This is a genomic window from Paracidovorax anthurii (assembly GCF_003269065.1).
Lineage (GTDB): Bacteria > Pseudomonadota > Gammaproteobacteria > Burkholderiales > Burkholderiaceae_C > Paracidovorax > Paracidovorax anthurii.
This window is the reverse complement of record NZ_QLTA01000001.1, coordinates 222,665-237,509: the sequence shown is the minus strand read 5'-3', so window position 1 is coordinate 237,509 and position 14,845 is coordinate 222,665. Positions and strand designations below refer to the sequence as shown.

Genomic DNA, 14,845 nt, shown 5'->3' with positions numbered 1-14,845 from the left:
TGGAGAGCGCGCGCAGGAGGACAGCGCCACGGCGAGTGGAACTGTACGAGGTGTTCTGTGCAGTGCTATACCTGCTCAGAAGCGGCTGCCAGTGGCGCATGCTGCCCGAGGATTTCCCCAAGTGGCGAACGGTGCATGCGTACTTTGCGATCTGGAGTGAGCCGCGTGAAGGCGGCAGCCTGCTGGAGCAGTCCTTAAAAAAATCAGGTTGGCGCGGCCCGAGAGAGACTGGGGCGCAGCGCCTCAAGCGCGTTCTTGATCGTGGACGCGCAGAGTGTGAAGAACACGGACACGGCAGGGTTCAAGGGCTATGACGCGGGCAAGAAGGTCTCGGGCATCAAGCGGCACATTGCGGTGGACACCCAAGGACTGCCGCACGCGATCGCGGTAACTACGGCAGAGGTGACGGACCGCAAAGGAGCGCTGCAAGCACTGCAGCGCTGCAAACCTGCCCTGGGCAGGGTGAAAGCGCTGCTATGTGACAGCGGATACGTAGGCAATCCGTTCGCAATGGGGGTCAAGGACATCCTGGGAGGGCACGTCACAGTACAGATTGCCAAGCGCAGTGAACTGCACACATTCAAGGTGATGCCCCAGCGCTGGGTGGTGGAGCGCAGCTTTGCATGGTTGGAGAAGAACAGGCGGCTGTGGAAGAACTGCGAGAAGCTGCTGAACACCAGTTTGCAGCTCATCCACTTGGCGTTCTTGGCGCTACTACTCAAAAGACTTTGAACAGGCTCTTAGACCGGCAGGGTCGGCTGCGGCGTGGCGAGATAGTTGTTCTTGACGCGGATGTAGTGCTCGGCCGAATAGCGCAGGAAGGCGAGCTCCTGGGCGGTGAGCGCGCGCTGGCGCACGGCGGGGCGGCCGATGTAGAGGGAGCCGCTCTCCAGCACCTTGCCGGGCGGCACGAGGCTGCCGGCGCCGAGCATGATGCGGTCGCCGATCACCGCGTCGTCCATCACGATGCTGCCCATGCCGATCAGGCATTCGTCGCCGATGCGGCAGCCGTGCAGGATCGCCGAATGGCCGATCGTCACGTGGCTGCCGATGACCAGGGGCGAGCCCTCGGGCTTGGACGGATGGCGGTGCGAGACATGGCCCATGGTGAGGTCCTGCACGTTGGTGCCCTCGCCGATCGAGATGCGGTGCACGTCGCCGCGCAGCACGGCGTTGCACCACACGGAGCTGTCGCGGGCCAGGTGGACGTCGCCGATCACCTGCGCCGAGGCGTGGACGAAAACGCCGGCCTCCAGGGTGGGCGCGGTGTCGAGGTAGGGAGAGAGGGGCATGGCGGAAACGGCGGGGCCGGAAAAAGCGGAAATGCGAAGCCGCGAGCGTACGGCACCCGGGCCCGCCGCGTGGCCCGGTCAGCCCGGCCGTGTCCCGGCCAGCACCGTGTGCCCGGCGCCTGCGAGCAGGGCGCAGCCGCGTGGCACGTCGCGCTCCTGCAGCAGCAGGTGGTCGCCATCGAAGGTCAAGACGACGAACACGCCGATGCCGGCCTCCGACAGCGGCCGGATCACCGACAGCACGATCCCCGTGGCGCCGAAGGCGAACGGCCCGACGAAGCGGAAGGCTTTCCAGCCCCGTTCGGCCTGCACCGGCCCGGGCACGCGGTCTTCCAGGCAGACCACCGACAGCTCGTCGGCCGTGCGGGTGAGCGAGACGAAGCCTTCGCCGTCCGCCCATGCCGGAAAGGGCGACGAGGGCGCGAGGCGCGCGACGGCATAGCGCGAGGGCAGCGGGTCGAGGGTGATGCGGGGCAGGTTCATGGAGCGGAGGGTGGGATCTGCAGGGGTGCCACGATGAGCAGGGCGGCCAGCGACAGCATCACGGCCGCCACGAAGGCGTCGAGCGCGCGCCAGGCGCCGGGCCGGGCGAACCAGGGCGACAGCCGCCGGGCGCCGAAGCCCAGCGCGAGGAACCAGGCGGTGGACGCCGCGACCGCGCCGGCCGCGAAGGCCGGGCGTTCGGCAGGCGGCCGCTGCCCGCCGAGCGCGCCGAGCAGCACCACCGTGTCGAGGTACATGTGGGGATTGAGCAGCGACACCGCCAGCACGGCCATGAGCGCCTGGCGGGCGCCCGTCCCCGGCCCGCCGCCGCCCCCGGTCGCGAGGCGGGCGCCGCCGCGCAGGGCCCGCCGCGCCGCGGCCAGCCCGTACCCGGCGAGGAACGCCGCACCGCCCCAGCGCGCGGCCCCGAGCAGCAGCGGCTGCCCCTGGATCAGCAGGCCCATGCCGGCCACGCCCGCCACGATGGCGATCGCATCGACGGCGATGCAGGTCCCCACCGTGAGCCCCACATGCCGCTGCTGCAGCCCCGTGCGCAGCACGTGCACGTTCTGCGCACCGATGGCGATGATCAGGCCCGCGCTCATGCCCACGCCCTGCAGGAAAGAAGTTGTCCACCACATGGCGGCATTCTCGGGAGCCGGGGCGTGATCTGAGCCCAACTTGGAAATTCATCGGCTTGGCCGAGAATTTCTCAATTTCTACGCGCCAGGCCGCCATGCCACTCGATTCCAGACAATGCGAAGCCTTTCTTGCCGTCGCCGAGGCGGGCAGTTTCGAGCAGGCCGCGGTGGCGCTGCACCTCACGCCCTCGGCCGTGTCGCTGCGCGTGCGCGCCCTGGAAACCGGCCTGGGCCAGCCGCTGCTGGTGCGCGGCCGGCCCTGCCGCGCCACACGGGCCGGCCGGCAACTGCTGCAGCACCTGCAGCGCGCGCGGCTCATGGAGCGCGAACTGCTGGCCGACCTCACCGATGGCGGCGACGGCGCGGCGTTCTCCCCGCTCACGCTCGCCGTCAATGCGGATTCGCTGGCCACCTGGCTGCTGCCGGCCCTGGCGCCGGCGCTGCAGCGCGAGCGCATCGCGCTGGAACTGATCGTGGACGACCAGGAGCACACGCATGCGCTGCTGGAGGCGGGGCTCGCCCACGCCTGCATCTCCGCGCAGCCCGATGCCATGCGCGGCTGCGCGGCCGAGCCGCTCGGCACCATGCGCTACCGGCTCGTGGCATCGCCCGTATTCGTGCAGGAATGGTTTCCGCGCGGCATCACGCGCGCGGCGGCGCGGCGCGCGCCGGCCGTGGTCTTCAACCGCAAGGATGCGCTGCATGCCGAGGCCCTGCGCCGCCTCTTCGGGCTGCAGGCGAGCGCCTACCCCTGCCACCACGTTCCGGCATCGGAGCCGTTCGTGGCCGCGGTGCGCTGCGGGCTCGGCTACGGCATGGTGCCGGAGCTGCAGATCGAAGGCGCCATCGGCCGCGGGGAGCTCGTGGACGTGCTGCCCGAGGCCGCCACCGATGTGGCGCTGTTCTGGCATGGCTGGCAGCAGCAGCCGCCGCGGCTGGAGCGCCTGGCCCGCAGCGCGATGGCCGCGGCGCGGCGCGCGCTCTGAGCCGGGCGCCCGGCTTCAGGCCTTCGTGGGAGCCGGCGTGGCGTAGAAGCCCAGGAACATGTCCACCATGTCGGCCAGCACCTGGGCCTGCTGGGCTTCGTCCAGCGGCGGCTGGCCCATGGCGAGCTGCGGCCAGAACGCATTCGTCTTGAGCAGTCCCATGAGCTGGCGCGCGGCGTAAAGGGGATCGACGTTGGCGCGCAGGCGGCCCGCCTGCTGTGCGGCGCGGATCCAGGCCGGCAGGCTTTGCTCTTTTTCGGATATCCGCGCCGACATCTCCTGGGCGCGCGCCGGCGTGTGGAGCATCTCGGCCATGACGACGCGCGAGAGGTCCATGAAGCTGGCGTCGGTGAAGAGCCGCATCTTCTGGCCGAGCAGTTCCAGCAGTTGCGGGCGCAGCGGCCGGGCCGCGTCGTGGACGACCTCGGCCTGCGACTGGCTGCGGTCCCAGAGGTGGCTGAGGATGGCCGCGAACAGCTCGTCCTTGCTGGGGAAGTGGTTGTAGACCGTGCGCTTGGACACCTCGGCGGCGGCGGCCACGCGGTCCATGCTGGTGCCGGTGAAACCGTTCTCGCGGAACTCCGCGATGGCGGCCTGCAGGATGGCATCGCGCTTGCGGTCGGTCAGGCGGGGGGGCGCGACTGGGGAACTCATTCACCCAATTTTACACCGCACAGTTTACTTTTCTGAAAAGGGTACTACACTGTGCAGTGCACTTTGTGCGAAATACCACACCCCTTCCTCACCACCCGTCCGCCCACCGCCATGGCCCGCCCGTCCAGCTACAGCATCGCCGCACCGGCCGACTCCTTTTCCCTGCGCCCGCCGCAGTCGGCCGATGGCCGCTTCCGCAACGCGGCGCCCCGGCGCCGGATGGGGCTGCTCAAGACCCTCGGCGTGATGTGGCGCATCGCGTTCGGCAAGCCGGCCGACGCGGTGCCGCGCCAGCCGGTCGCCGTGCAGGCGCTCACGCGGGAGGCGGTGCTGGCCGCGCCGGACATGAGCGCCTGGCGGCTGGGCCACTCGACGGTGCTGCTCAAGCTGCAAGGCGGGTTCTGGCTCACCGATCCGGTGTTCTCCGAGCGCGCCTCGCCCTTCGCCTTCGCGGGGCCGAAGCGCTTCCATGCGCCGCCGCTCTCGATCGAAGAGCTGCCGCCGATCCGCGGCGTGGTGCTCTCGCACGACCACTACGACCACCTGGACCACGCCGCCATCCTGGCGCTGGCGCCCAAGGTCGAGCATTTCGTGGCGCCGCTGGGCGTGGGCGACCGGCTCATCGCCTGGGGCGTGCCCGAGAGCAAGGTGCGGCAGTTCGACTGGTGGCAGGGCACCACCCTGGGCGGGGTGCGGCTGGTCTGCACGCCGGCGCAGCACTTCTCGGGGCGCGGCCTCTCGGACGGCAACCGCACGCTGTGGTCGTCCTGGGCGCTGATCGCGGGCGACACGCGCGTCTTCTTCAGCGGGGATTCGGGCTATTTCGACGGCTTCCGCGCCATCGGCGAGCGCTTCGGGCCCTTCGACCTCACGCTCATGGAGACCGGCGCCTACAACGCCGACTGGCCCGACGTGCACATGCAGCCCGAGCAGAGCCTGCAGGCGCACCTGGACGTGCGCGGCCGGCACTGCCTGCCCATCCACAACGGCACCTTCGACCTGTCGCTGCACCCGTGGACCGAGCCCTTCGAGCGCATCGCCGCGCTGGCGGCGCGGCAGGGCGTGCCGCTGGCCACGCCGGCCATGGGCGAGCGCGTGGACATCCGCGCGCCCGGGCCCTCGGCCCCGTGGTGGCGCGCGCAGTCCGCGCCCGCCGCGCCGTGAGCGCCGCCGTCCTTGCGGCCTTTTTTCCGTTGACCACTCCGTACACGCCACCCCATGTTCAGCCGAGTCCTCTCCATCCGCCGGCTCCTCCACGGTGACCGCGCGCAGGCCCATCGCGGGCCGTCCGATCCAGCCCCGTCCGCATCCGCGCGCGGCGCGTGTCCGCAGGCCGGCGCCATGCCCGCGCGGGACGCGGCGGCGCGCACCCGCAAGGCGCCTTCCGGCGCCATGGGCCGCCGGCCGCCGGACCTCAAGAGCGCCTGAGCCGGCCACCCCGGCCGCCCCGGGCCATGCCGGTTCATCCCGGCGCGGTGTCCCCCGTGGGCAGGCGCATCACGCCGGTGCGGAAGTCGTATTCGAACACCTCGCCGTGGCGCGCCCAGGTGATGGCCGTGCGCAGCACGCTCTCGGCCTCGGGGCCGTCGAGCTGCTCGCTCAGCAGGCGCAGGAAGGGCACGTCCGGCAGCTCGCCGGAGGGTTCCTGCTCCAGGCTGTGGCGGATGTGGGCCACCAGCGGCACGTGGGCCAGGAGCTGCTGGCCGAAGATGTCCTGCCGCAGCCCGTGGCTGCCGTCCACGTAGCGCCGGCCCAGCGGCGTGATCTGCAGGTCGCCGCCCGCGAGCGCCGCCAGGCCGAGCTGTGCCACGGCATGGGCCACGGGCAGCAGCTCGGCATCGGTGAGGCTGGTTTCCTCGGCCAGCCGGGGCAGGTCGGCGCGGCCGTCGAACGGGGGCTCGGCCAGCAACTCCAGCAGGCCGTCCATGCGCGCCACGTCGGCGGCGGGCAGGCGGTCGGTGAGCGTGGTGGGCGCGGGCTCCACCGGGGCGCCCCCGGCCACGGCCGCGTGCCGCGTGGCGCCGGCCGTCATGAGGGCATAGACCTCGTCGATCAGCGCGCGCACGTGGTGGCTATCGGGGTCGCGCGGGCGCGGCAGCTGCAGCGAGAGCTGGCAGCGGATGCGACCCGGGTCGCTCGCGAAGATCAGCACGCGGTCGGCCATCATCACGGCCTCCTCGATGTTGTGCGAGACCACCAGCATGGCCTTGGTGGGCATGCTGCCGCTGCGCCAGAGCTGCAGGATGTCCTCGCGCAGCCGCTCGCCGGTGAGCACGTCCAGCGCGGAGAACGCCTCGTCCATCAGCAGCACGTCGGGCTCGGTGACCAGCGCGCGCGCGATGCCCACGCGCTGGCGCATGCCGCCCGAGAGCTCGCGCGGCAGCGCGCCCTCGAAGCCCGCGAGGCCGATCAGCGCGATGGCGGCCTCGGCCTTGGCGGTGCGCTCGGCCTGCGGCACGCCGCGCGCCTCCAGGCCCAGCTCCACGTTCTGCTGCACCGTGAGCCACGGAAACAACGCGAACGACTGGAACACCATGCTGATCGCGCGCGCCGGCCCGTGCAGCGGCTGGCCGCGATAGCGCACCTCGCCCTGGTCGGCCTGCACGAGGCCGGCCATGATGCGCAGCAGCGTGCTCTTGCCCGAGCCGGACTGGCCCAGCAGCGCGACGATCTCGCCCTCGCGCAGGGTGAAGTCGAGCTGCTGCAGCACCGGCCGCACATGCCCGTCGGCGGAGCGGAAGGTCTTGCCCACGCCGTGGAGTTCGATGATGGATTGCGTCATGGCGCCTCCGGTCAGAAATGCATTCGGTCCTCGGCCAGCCGGTAGAGGCGCCGCCAGAGGAAGTGGTTGAGGCCCATCACGAAGACCACCATCGTGCCGATGCCCAGGGCGATGCGCGGGAAGTCGCCCGCCGCCGTCATCTGCGCGATGTAGCTGCCCAGTCCCTGGGCCTGCAGCGTGGTGTCGCCCCAGGTCACGTATTCGGCCACGATGCTCGCGTTCCACGAGCCGCCGCTGGCCGTGATGGCGCCGGTCACGAAGCTCGGGAACACGGCCGGCAGCAGGTAGCGCTTCCATCGCAGCCAGCCCGAGAGGCCCAGGTTCTGCGCGGCCAGGCGCAGCTCGCTCGGGATGCTGGACGCGCCGGCGATCACGTTGAAGAGGATGTACCACTGCGTGCCCAGGATCATGAGCGGCGAGAGCCACACGTCCGGGTCGAGCTTCCAGTGCACGATCAGCACCACCGCCACCGGGAAGAACAGGTTGGCCGGGAACGCCGCCAGGAATTGCGCCACGGCCTGCAGCCGCCCCGACCAGCGCGGGTTCATGCCGATCCACACGCCGATGGGCACCCACACCAGCGCCGCCAGCGCGATCAGCACCAGCACCCGCACGAGGGTGGTGCCGCCCAGCGCGAAGACGTGCGCCACCTCGTGCCAGCCCACCTCCGAGTGCACGAACTGCACCAGCCGCGCAATGGCGAACAGCACGCCGGCGGCCAGCACCGCGTCCCACACGCGCCCGGCGGTGGCCGAGGCGGCGCGCGGCCGCGCGCGGATCGAGGTGCCGTCGTGGTCGCGCCGGAACAGCGTCAGGCTGCGGCCAAGCTGGCGCCCGCACCAGCCGGCCAAGCCCTGCACGCCGCGCGCACGGCGCAGCCAGTCCAGCAGCCACGACTGCGGCGCGGCATCGGCGCCGCTCTCCTCGAAGCGGAACTTGTCGGCCCAGGCCACCAGCGGCCGGAACAGGAGCTGGTCGTACAGCAGGATCGCCACCAGCATGCAGGCGATGGCCCAGCCGATGGCCGGCAGGTCACGCGCCTCGATCGCCAGCGCGATGTACGAGCCCACGCCGGGCAGCTTGATGTCCTGGTGCGAGACGGAGATCGCCTCCGAGGCCACCACGAAGAACCAGCCGCCGGACATCGACATCATCATGTTCCACAGCAGCCCCGGCATGGCGAAGGGCAGCTCCAGCCGCCAGAAGCGCTGCCAGCCCGAGAGCTGGAACACGCGCGCGGCCTCCTGCAGCTCGGCCGGCACCGTGCGCAGCGACTGGTACAGGCTGAAGGCCATGTTCCACGCCTGCGACGTGAAGATCGCGAAGATCGCCGCGCACTCCACGCCCAGCAGGTTGCCGGGGAACAGCGCGATGAAGCCCGTCACGGTGATCGAGAGAAAGCCCAGGATGGGGATGGACTGCAGGATGTCCAGCAGCGGGATCAGCACCCGCTCGGCCAGCCGGTACTTGGCCGCCAGCACCGCGAACACGGCGCTGAACACCAGCGCCGCGCCCATCGCGATGAACATGCGCAGCGTGGTGCGCAGCAGGTAGTAGGGCAGCTGCCACGGGTCCAGCGACAGCGGCAGCACGTCGCCCACCTCGAAGGGCCGGGCCATCTGCGCGGCGCCGTAGGCCAGCAGCACCACGCCGGCGAGCACCAGGGGCAGCAGGGCCCAGTCCCAGCGGTTGGGGCTGGCGTCCACGATCTGGCGTGGAAAGAATTCGCGGTGCGCTGGTTTTTTCATGTTCTTGCGGGACCGGGGAGAGGCAGCGCGGACCGCGCCGGGCCACAAGGGTAGCGGGTCGGCGTGACACGCGCCATGCCGCGCGTGAGCGGCGGGCGCGCATGCAGGAGTCGCGCGGCGGCGGAAAGTTCAGCGCCGCGGCGCGGTCAGGCCCCGCGCGCTGCGCCCTCCGGCGCCTGCCGCGCCGGCTCTGCGCCCATCAACTGCCCCACGATCGCCGACTGCACCGGCGCCAGCCGCCGCGCGCCCTCCAGCACCATGCGGCGCAGCAGGCGCGGCAGGGGGCGGTCGTCGGTATAGAGCCGCACGATGGCGTTGGTGCCCTCGTAGAGCGGCCAGGCGTGGCGGTGGTGCGGGCGCGCGTAGTGCCGGTGCAGCATGTCGGCATCGCCGAGGTCCCGGCCCACCCGGCGCGCCTGCAGCAGCGCGGCCGTGAGCCGCTCCACGCCCGCGAGCCCCAGGTTGTAGCCGTGGGCCGTCACGGGGTGCATGCCCACCGCCGCATCGCCCAGCAGCGCGCAGCGGTGGCCGCTGAAGCGCTGCGCATAGACGGCCACCAGCGGATAGGCGTGGCGCTCGCCCGCGAGGTGCATGGCGCCCAGCCGGTGGCCGAACTGGGCCTGCACCTGCGCCGCGAAATCGGCCGGCGGCAGGGCCAGCAGCGCGGCCGCATCGTCGCTGCGCGCGGTGACCACCACCGAGCACAGCGGCGCGCCCGTGCCCGCGTCGGGCGGCAGGGGCAGGATGGCCAGCGTGCGCTCGTAGCCGAAGCACTCGTGCGCCGTGCCGTCGCCGGCGGCCTCGTGGCGCATGCGGCAGACGATCACCGTGCGGCCGAAGTCGGTGCTGGCCGCGCCGATGCCCAGTTGGCGGCGCATGGCCGAAAAGCGGCTGTCGGCCGCCACCACCAGCGGTGCCCGCAGCCGAAGCGGCCGCGCGCCCTCCGGCCCCGTGCCGGCGGCGGGCAGGCATTCCAGCTCCGCCGCGCCGGGGCCGATCGCGGCCCGCGCCACCTGCAGGCCCGTGAGCAGCCGCACGCCCGGCGTGGCGGCGGCCACGGCATGGGCGCTGCGGCGCAGCGCGTGGTTGGGCACGATCCAGCCCAGGTGGCCCGGGCCCCGCGCCGTGCGTAGGCGCAGCGGGCTGGCGCGGCCCACGGGCCCGTCGTGCACCTGGGCCTCGTGGATGCGGCCGATCTCGTTCGGCAGCAGGTGCTGCCAGGAGCCCAGGCGCTGCAGCGTCGCCGCGCTGGGGTGGGTGAGGGCGATCTCGCGCCCATCCGGCGCGGGGGCGGCCAGGTCGGCGCCGGACTGCCGTTCCACCACGGTGGCTGCGAAGCCGGCCTGCGCCAGCGAGATCGCCAGCGACAGCCCGGCCGGGCCGCCGCCCACGATCAGGACGTCATCGGCCCGCGCGGGGGCCGTGGAGGGCATGGGGAGGGATGCGGTGGATTCGGGCATGGCCGGACGGGAAGGCGCGGGATGGCGGGCAGGATCGATCGGGAGCGGCGGAGCGCCGCGCCATTGTGGACCGCCCGGCCCCGCGCGGCCGTTGCCGTGCGTCAATCTTTCTGCTGCTATTAAAGATATAGCTATCGATGCAGATTCCACGGCGACATGGGGGCGCCGGGGCATCCCAACGGCCGTGTAGCCGCGCACGGGCTCGCCCGTGCGCCCGCCGCCGCGCGGATCAGCAGGGCACGCCTTGCCGCTCCACCAGCCACTGCGGTGCATCCTGCAGCGCCACCGGGCGCAGGAAGCGGTTCAGCGCCGCGTAGCCGACCGAGGTGGTGAAGGGCGCGGTGCTGGCGGGGAAGGGGCCGCCGTGGTGCTGGGCGGACGTCACGGCCACGCCGGTGGGCACGCCGGAGAACAGCACGCGGCCGGCCACCTGCGTGGCGGCGCGCACCAGCGCGCGGTGCTCGGCGGTGTCGGCGTCGGCGCCCCAGAGCGTCACGGTGAGCGAGCCGCCGATGGCGCGCAGCACGGCCAGGGTCTCATCGATGGAGCCCACGCGCACCACCAGGGCGGCCGAGCCGAACACCTCTTCGTGCAATGCGTGGTCGGCGATGAAGTCGCCCGCCTGCACCTCGGCCAGGAAGGGGCGCGGCGTGGCGCCGGCCGCGGCCGTGTCGCTCACCAGGGGCTTGAGCTTGCCGTGCGCGCGCCAGGCGGACACGCCGCGGTCGAAGTTGGCGCGGATGCCGGCCGAGAGCATGGCGTGCGGCGCCAGCGCCTGGAGCTTCTCCGCGAGCGTCTGCACGAAGGCATCGCCCGAGGCGTCCTTGCGCACCACGATCACGCCGGGGCTGGTGCAGAACTGGCCCGAACCGAGGCAGATCGAGCCGGCCAGCGTCTCGGCCAGGGCTGCGCCCTGGGCTTCCAGCGCGGCGGGCAGGGCCAACAGCGGGTTGACCGAGCCGAGTTCGCCATAGAACGGGATCGGGCGGGGGCGATCGGCCGCCACCCGGGCCAGGGCCGTGCCGCCCTTGAACGAGCCGGTGAAGGCCACGGCCGCGATGGCGGGCGCCTGCACCAGTTGCACGCCGGTCGCCACGGAGCCGCCCTCCACGAACTGGAACACGCCCGCCGGCAGGCCGCGCGCGGCCGCCACTTCCTGCGCGAGGCGCGCGGTCTGGCGCGACAGCTCGGGATGGGCCGGGTGGCCCTTCACGACTACCGGGCAGCCGGCCGCGAGCGCCGAGGCGGTATCGCCGCCCAGCACCGAGAAGGCGAAGGGGAAGTTGCTGGCCGAGAACATGGCCACCGGGCCCACGGGCACGCGCACCTTGGCGAGGCGAGGGCGGCCGGCGGGCGGCGCGCCGGCCACGGCGGGGTCGTCCACCACGGCATGGGCCGCGCCGCGCTCCAGCACGTCGGCGAAGCCGCGCAGCTGGAAGGCCGTGCGGTCCAGCTCGCCGTTGAGGCGCACGGGGCCCAGGCCGCTCTCGCGGTCGGCCACCGGCACCAGGGCCTCGCGCCGTGCCTCCAGGGCTTCGGCCAGGGCGCGCAGCAGGCCCGCGCGGTCGGCGGCGCTGGTGGCCGCGAAGGTATCGGAGGCGGCGGCGGCCGCAGCCACGGCGGCATCGATCGCGGCGGGCGTGGAGGCGGCCCAGGCGTCGCCCTGGGGCTGGCCGGTGCGCGCGTCGATGGATTGCAGGGTGTCGGGGGTGGACATGGAAACGGTCTCCTGGGGAAAGGGTTCGGTGCCGGCAGTGGGGCGCGCGGTCCGCTCCGGTGCGGGGGCGGGCGCGTCCTGTCTCAGCAGATGGAAATATGGCGGGGCCACGCCGGGGGCCGGCGAGGCATCGAGCGCTGCCCCATCGTACTGACCCGCCTGTCGCGCAGCCGCTTTGACCGTGGCGCAGGCTCCGTTAAAGTGCATCTCAGTTCCACTATTTGAGACAAATCATGGCTGCCTCCGCCGCCGAGGGCACGGGTGCCCTCGAAAAAGCCCTCGACCTGCTCGACGCGGTGGGCGCCGCGCCCGAGGGGCTGAGCCAGGCCGAGCTGGCCCAGCGGCTGGGCCTGCCGCGCACCACGGCCTACCGCCTGCTGGCCACGCTGGTGGCGCGCGGGCTGCTGCGGCGCGATCCGTTGCGCAAGGTCTATTGCCTGGGCATGCGCTGCTTCGAGATGGCGCGGCAGGCCTATGCCATGCCCGATCTGGCCGCTGCCGCCGCGCTGGAGCTGCGCGCGCTGCGCGACCTCACGGGCGAGACCACCTACCTCGGTGCGCTCGACGGGCGTGAGGTGGTGTCGCTGGAGCGCTGCGACGGCGCGCACAGCCAGCGCTCGGCCAGCGCGCTGGGCCAGCGCAAGCCGGTGCACTGCACCAGCCAGGGCAAGGCCATCCTCTCGGTGCTGGGCGAGGCCGAGCGCGATGCGCTCGTGCGCGGGCTGGCGCTCAAGGCGCTCACGCCGCGCACCATCACCGACCGCCGGCGCCTGCAGGCCGAGCTGCGCGTGACGGCGGCGCGCGGCTATGCCATCGACGACGAGGAGATCGTGGCCGGCGTGCGCTGCGTGGGCGCGCCCATCGTGGACGGCCGGGGGCAGGTGCGCGGCGCGCTCAGCGTGGCCGGGCCGGCCTGGCGGCTCACGCCCGAGCGGCTGGAGCTGCTCGGGCCCGAGGTGGCCGAGGCCGCGCGCCGCGTGGGCGCCCAGTTGCAGCGGGTGCGCGCGCCGGTCAGCGACACGGCGGCGCGCGCGCTGGCGGGGCCCTGGGCCTTCCATGGCGCCCATCCGCACTGGTGCGAGGACACGGGCCGGCTCTACTGGGCCGACACGCTGGCGCCCGCGCTGCGCACCTGGACGCCGGAGCCGGGCGCGCAGGCCGGGGCCGGGCCGGCGGGCGAGGGCGGTGCGGCGGACGGCGCTCCGGGCACCGACCATGCCGTGGCGGCGCACGATGCGCCGATTGCCGGCGTGCTGGTGCACGGCGGCCACGGCGACGTCACCCTGGTGGGCGCGCAGGGCGCCCTGCGCTGGCGGCACGGGGCGGCGGCGCCCGAGCCCTGGCCGGCCTGGCCGGCCGGGGCCGTGGTGCAGGCCGCCTGCCTGGAGGCGCGCAGCGCGCAGGAGCCCGGCGATGCGCCGCCGCTCCTCTGGCTGGCCACGGAAACCTCCGACGGCGGCAGCGCGGTCGGGCGGCTGCGCGCGGACGGCACGCTCGACATCCGCTGGCGCTTCGGCGAGCCGCTGCAGTGCCTGCGCTGGCGCGCGCAGGACGGCGCGCTGCTGGCCACCGTGCCCGACACGGGCGCGATCCTGCTCATGCACCCCGACAGCCCCGGCGTGGTGCGGCGCCTCGTGACCGTGCCCAAGGGCTCGGGCCGCGTGAGCGGGCTGGCGTTCGATGCCGACGGCGGGGTGTGGACGGCGCTGCGCGACGGCTGGAGCGTGGTGCGTTTCCTGCCCGACGGCAGCCTGGACCGCGTGGCGGGTCTGCCGGTGCCGTGCCCCACCGACGTGGCGGTGGGCGGCGTGGGTGGCCGCTGCCTGTTCGTGACCACCGCGCGCCAGCCCGTGGCGCTCGACATGCTGGCCAACGCGCCGCTGTCGGGTCGGCTCTTCGCCTTGCCGTTGTGAACAGGGGGCTCCGCGCGGGCTGGATTTTTGCAACAAGATGTGCCCCCGGCGGACTGCAAGGAGAGTGCGGGCATGGCGGGAAGTTCCTGCAAAACACGCCGTGTTACCGTCGTTGGGTCTGAATACAAATGGATGCAAGTCGGGCGCCGGGCACCGCGGCGGCAGGCTCGGCCGTGTGGACAATCCGCCTCCGCCGGGGGCCGCCATCCGCCGCCCCGCACGGTGTCCGCGCCCGCGCCACGCGCTGGCGGCGCGCCTTTCCCCATTCCCCAGTACGTCCCATCCATTCAAGAGGGTAGAAATCCATGAACACGTCCCGCCTGAGCGCGCTTGCGCTCGCCCTGCTCCTGGCCGGCTGCGCCACCAATGGCGCCGACACGAGCGCATCGTCCGGCTCGGGTGTCGGCTCGGTCCTGGGCGCGGCGGGGGCCGGCGGCTCCGGCACCGAGAGCAAGATCGGCGCCGCCGCGGACGTGTTCAAGGCGGCCACCGTCTCCGACGACGAACTCAAGTCGGTTTCGCTGCAACTGCGCGCCTATGAGGAGCGCACCGAGAAGGTGGCGCCCGCCAAGAACAAGTACGCCCAGCGCCTCGCCCGCCTGACGAAGAAGCACGTGAACGAGGACGGCCTGAAGCTCAACTTCAAGGTCTACCTGAGCAACGAGGTCAACGCCAACGCCACGGCCGACGGCTCCATCCGCGTCTACAGCGGCCTGATGGACATGATGAACGACCAGGAGCTGCTGGGCGTGATCGGCCACGAGATCGGCCACGTGAAGTTGCAGCACTCCCTGTCCACCATGCGCACCGCCTACCTGGCCTCGGCCGGCCGCAAGGCCGCCTCCGCCGCCGGCGGCGTGGGCAAGCTGGCCGACAGCGACCTGGGCGCGCTGGGCGAGAAGCTCGTCAACAGCCAGTTCTCGCAAAGCCAGGAAACGGCCTCTGACGACTACGGCCTGGCCTTCATGAAGAAGCACAAGTACAAGGTGAGCGCGATGGAATCGGCCTTCCGCAAGCTGGCGGCGCAAAGCGGCGGCAAGGGCGGCACGCTCGACGAGATGCTCTCGTCGCACCCCGATCCGGCCGGCCGCGCCGACCGCATGCGCGATCTGGCCGCGAAGTGATGCCAGGGCGCATCGGCTGACAGGGCGACCGACAGGGCGGCCGGG

14 protein-coding genes are annotated in these 14,845 nt (G+C 72.7%); 6 read left to right on the top strand and 8 right to left on the bottom strand.

Going from position 1 to position 14,845, the window contains the following annotated elements; translation table 11 throughout:
* Positions 1 to 732 (top strand): IS5 family transposase gene (locus AX018_RS01095; RefSeq protein ID WP_111875417.1). Its coding sequence is split into 2 segments (ribosomal slippage), with 734 coding nucleotides annotated over them: positions 1 to 199 and positions 198 to 732; the frame shifts between segments, so codons are not numbered across the junction. This gene is flagged as partial in the annotation.
* Positions 733 to 740: 8 nt separating this feature from the next.
* On the opposite strand, the gene AX018_RS01090 is transcribed toward AX018_RS01095, so the two are convergent.
* From AX018_RS01090 to AX018_RS01080, 3 genes are all read right to left on the bottom strand, one after another.
* The gene (locus AX018_RS01090; RefSeq protein WP_111875404.1) at positions 741 to 1,292 is read right to left on the bottom strand and encodes a gamma carbonic anhydrase family protein; all 552 of its coding nucleotides are present in this window, start codon (positions 1,290 to 1,292) and stop codon (positions 741 to 743) included.
* Positions 1,293 to 1,370: 78 nt separating this feature from the next.
* Positions 1,371 to 1,775 carry an ACT domain-containing protein gene (locus AX018_RS01085; RefSeq protein WP_111875403.1) on the bottom strand — a complete coding sequence of 135 codons (405 nt, stop codon included), beginning with the start codon at positions 1,773 to 1,775 and terminating at the stop codon, positions 1,371 to 1,373.
* Positions 1,772 to 2,416: a LysE/ArgO family amino acid transporter gene (locus AX018_RS01080; RefSeq protein ID WP_111875402.1), complete on the bottom strand. Its 645-nt coding sequence runs from the start codon at positions 2,414 to 2,416 to the stop codon at positions 1,772 to 1,774. Before AX018_RS01080 ends, AX018_RS01085 begins: the two co-directional genes overlap by 4 nt.
* 95 nt (positions 2,417 to 2,511) lie before the next feature.
* On the opposite strand from AX018_RS01080, the gene AX018_RS01075 reads away from it, so the two are divergent.
* Positions 2,512 to 3,402: a LysR family transcriptional regulator ArgP gene (locus tag AX018_RS01075; RefSeq protein ID WP_111875401.1), complete on the top strand. Its 891-nt coding sequence runs from the start codon at positions 2,512 to 2,514 to the stop codon at positions 3,400 to 3,402.
* A 15-nt stretch (positions 3,403 to 3,417) separates the two neighbouring features.
* Here the strand turns inward: AX018_RS01075 and AX018_RS01070 are convergent, their stop codons facing one another.
* A complete protein-coding gene (locus AX018_RS01070; protein WP_111875400.1) occupies positions 3,418 to 4,056 on the bottom strand; it encodes a TetR/AcrR family transcriptional regulator in 639 nt (212 codons plus the stop codon).
* 111 nt (positions 4,057 to 4,167) lie between these two features.
* On the opposite strand from AX018_RS01070, the gene AX018_RS01065 reads away from it, so the two are divergent.
* Together AX018_RS01065 and AX018_RS24515 are read left to right on the top strand one after the other, a co-directional pair.
* Positions 4,168 to 5,220 carry an MBL fold metallo-hydrolase gene (locus tag AX018_RS01065; RefSeq protein WP_111875399.1) on the top strand — a complete coding sequence of 351 codons (1,053 nt, stop codon included), beginning with the start codon at positions 4,168 to 4,170 and terminating at the stop codon, positions 5,218 to 5,220.
* A 54-nt stretch (positions 5,221 to 5,274) separates the two neighbouring features.
* On the top strand, positions 5,275 to 5,484 hold the full coding sequence (locus AX018_RS24515) for a hypothetical protein (protein WP_146749180.1): 210 nt from the start codon (positions 5,275 to 5,277) through the stop codon (positions 5,482 to 5,484).
* 34 nt (positions 5,485 to 5,518) lie between these two features.
* On the opposite strand, the gene AX018_RS01060 is transcribed toward AX018_RS24515, so the two are convergent.
* From AX018_RS01060 to AX018_RS01045, 4 genes are all read right to left on the bottom strand, one after another.
* Positions 5,519 to 6,838: an ABC transporter ATP-binding protein gene (locus AX018_RS01060; protein ID WP_111875398.1), complete on the bottom strand. Its 1,320-nt coding sequence runs from the start codon at positions 6,836 to 6,838 to the stop codon at positions 5,519 to 5,521.
* A gap of 11 nt (positions 6,839 to 6,849) precedes the next feature.
* Complete coding sequence (locus tag AX018_RS01055; RefSeq protein ID WP_111875397.1) at positions 6,850 to 8,586, bottom strand: ABC transporter permease; 1,737 nt, start codon at positions 8,584 to 8,586, stop codon at positions 6,850 to 6,852.
* 146 nt (positions 8,587 to 8,732) lie between these two features.
* Positions 8,733 to 10,019 carry a 5-demethoxyubiquinol-8 5-hydroxylase UbiM gene (gene ubiM, locus AX018_RS01050; protein WP_111875416.1) on the bottom strand — a complete coding sequence of 429 codons (1,287 nt, stop codon included), beginning with the start codon at positions 10,017 to 10,019 and terminating at the stop codon, positions 8,733 to 8,735.
* A 256-nt stretch (positions 10,020 to 10,275) separates the two neighbouring features.
* Complete coding sequence (locus tag AX018_RS01045; RefSeq protein WP_111875396.1) at positions 10,276 to 11,763, bottom strand: aldehyde dehydrogenase (NADP(+)); 1,488 nt, start codon at positions 11,761 to 11,763, stop codon at positions 10,276 to 10,278.
* A 233-nt stretch (positions 11,764 to 11,996) separates the two neighbouring features.
* Between AX018_RS01045 and AX018_RS01040 the strand changes: the two genes are divergently transcribed.
* On the top strand, positions 11,997 to 13,676 hold the full coding sequence (locus tag AX018_RS01040) for an IclR family transcriptional regulator domain-containing protein (protein ID WP_111875395.1): 1,680 nt from the start codon (positions 11,997 to 11,999) through the stop codon (positions 13,674 to 13,676).
* A 305-nt stretch (positions 13,677 to 13,981) separates the two neighbouring features.
* The gene (locus tag AX018_RS01035) at positions 13,982 to 14,800 is read left to right on the top strand and encodes a M48 family metallopeptidase (RefSeq protein ID WP_111875394.1); all 819 of its coding nucleotides are present in this window, start codon (positions 13,982 to 13,984) and stop codon (positions 14,798 to 14,800) included.
* The last annotated feature ends 45 nt before the right edge of the window (positions 14,801 to 14,845 follow it).

Bases quoted from the DNA above. Each gene is read 5' to 3' on its own strand.
- ubiM (WP_111875416.1), bottom strand. From the start codon at position 10,019: ATGCCCTCCACGGCCCCCGCGCGGGCCGATGACGTCCTGATCGTGGGC.
- AX018_RS01080 (WP_111875402.1), bottom strand. From the start codon at position 2,416: ATGTGGTGGACAACTTCTTTCCTGCAGGGCGTGGGCATGAGCGCGGGC.
- AX018_RS01045 (WP_111875396.1), bottom strand. From the start codon at position 11,763: ATGTCCACCCCCGACACCCTGCAATCCATCGACGCGCGCACCGGCCAG.
- AX018_RS01090 (WP_111875404.1), bottom strand. From the start codon at position 1,292: ATGCCCCTCTCTCCCTACCTCGACACCGCGCCCACCCTGGAGGCCGGC.
- AX018_RS01065 (WP_111875399.1), top strand. From the start codon at position 4,168: ATGGCCCGCCCGTCCAGCTACAGCATCGCCGCACCGGCCGACTCCTTT.
- AX018_RS01060 (WP_111875398.1), bottom strand. From the start codon at position 6,838: ATGACGCAATCCATCATCGAACTCCACGGCGTGGGCAAGACCTTCCGC.
- AX018_RS01075 (WP_111875401.1), top strand. From the start codon at position 2,512: ATGCCACTCGATTCCAGACAATGCGAAGCCTTTCTTGCCGTCGCCGAG.
- AX018_RS01070 (WP_111875400.1), bottom strand. From the start codon at position 4,056: ATGAGTTCCCCAGTCGCGCCCCCCCGCCTGACCGACCGCAAGCGCGAT.
- AX018_RS01055 (WP_111875397.1), bottom strand. From the start codon at position 8,586: ATGAAAAAACCAGCGCACCGCGAATTCTTTCCACGCCAGATCGTGGAC.
- AX018_RS01040 (WP_111875395.1), top strand. From the start codon at position 11,997: ATGGCTGCCTCCGCCGCCGAGGGCACGGGTGCCCTCGAAAAAGCCCTC.
- AX018_RS24515 (WP_146749180.1), top strand. From the start codon at position 5,275: ATGTTCAGCCGAGTCCTCTCCATCCGCCGGCTCCTCCACGGTGACCGC.
- AX018_RS01035 (WP_111875394.1), top strand. From the start codon at position 13,982: ATGAACACGTCCCGCCTGAGCGCGCTTGCGCTCGCCCTGCTCCTGGCC.
- AX018_RS01085 (WP_111875403.1), bottom strand. From the start codon at position 1,775: ATGAACCTGCCCCGCATCACCCTCGACCCGCTGCCCTCGCGCTATGCC.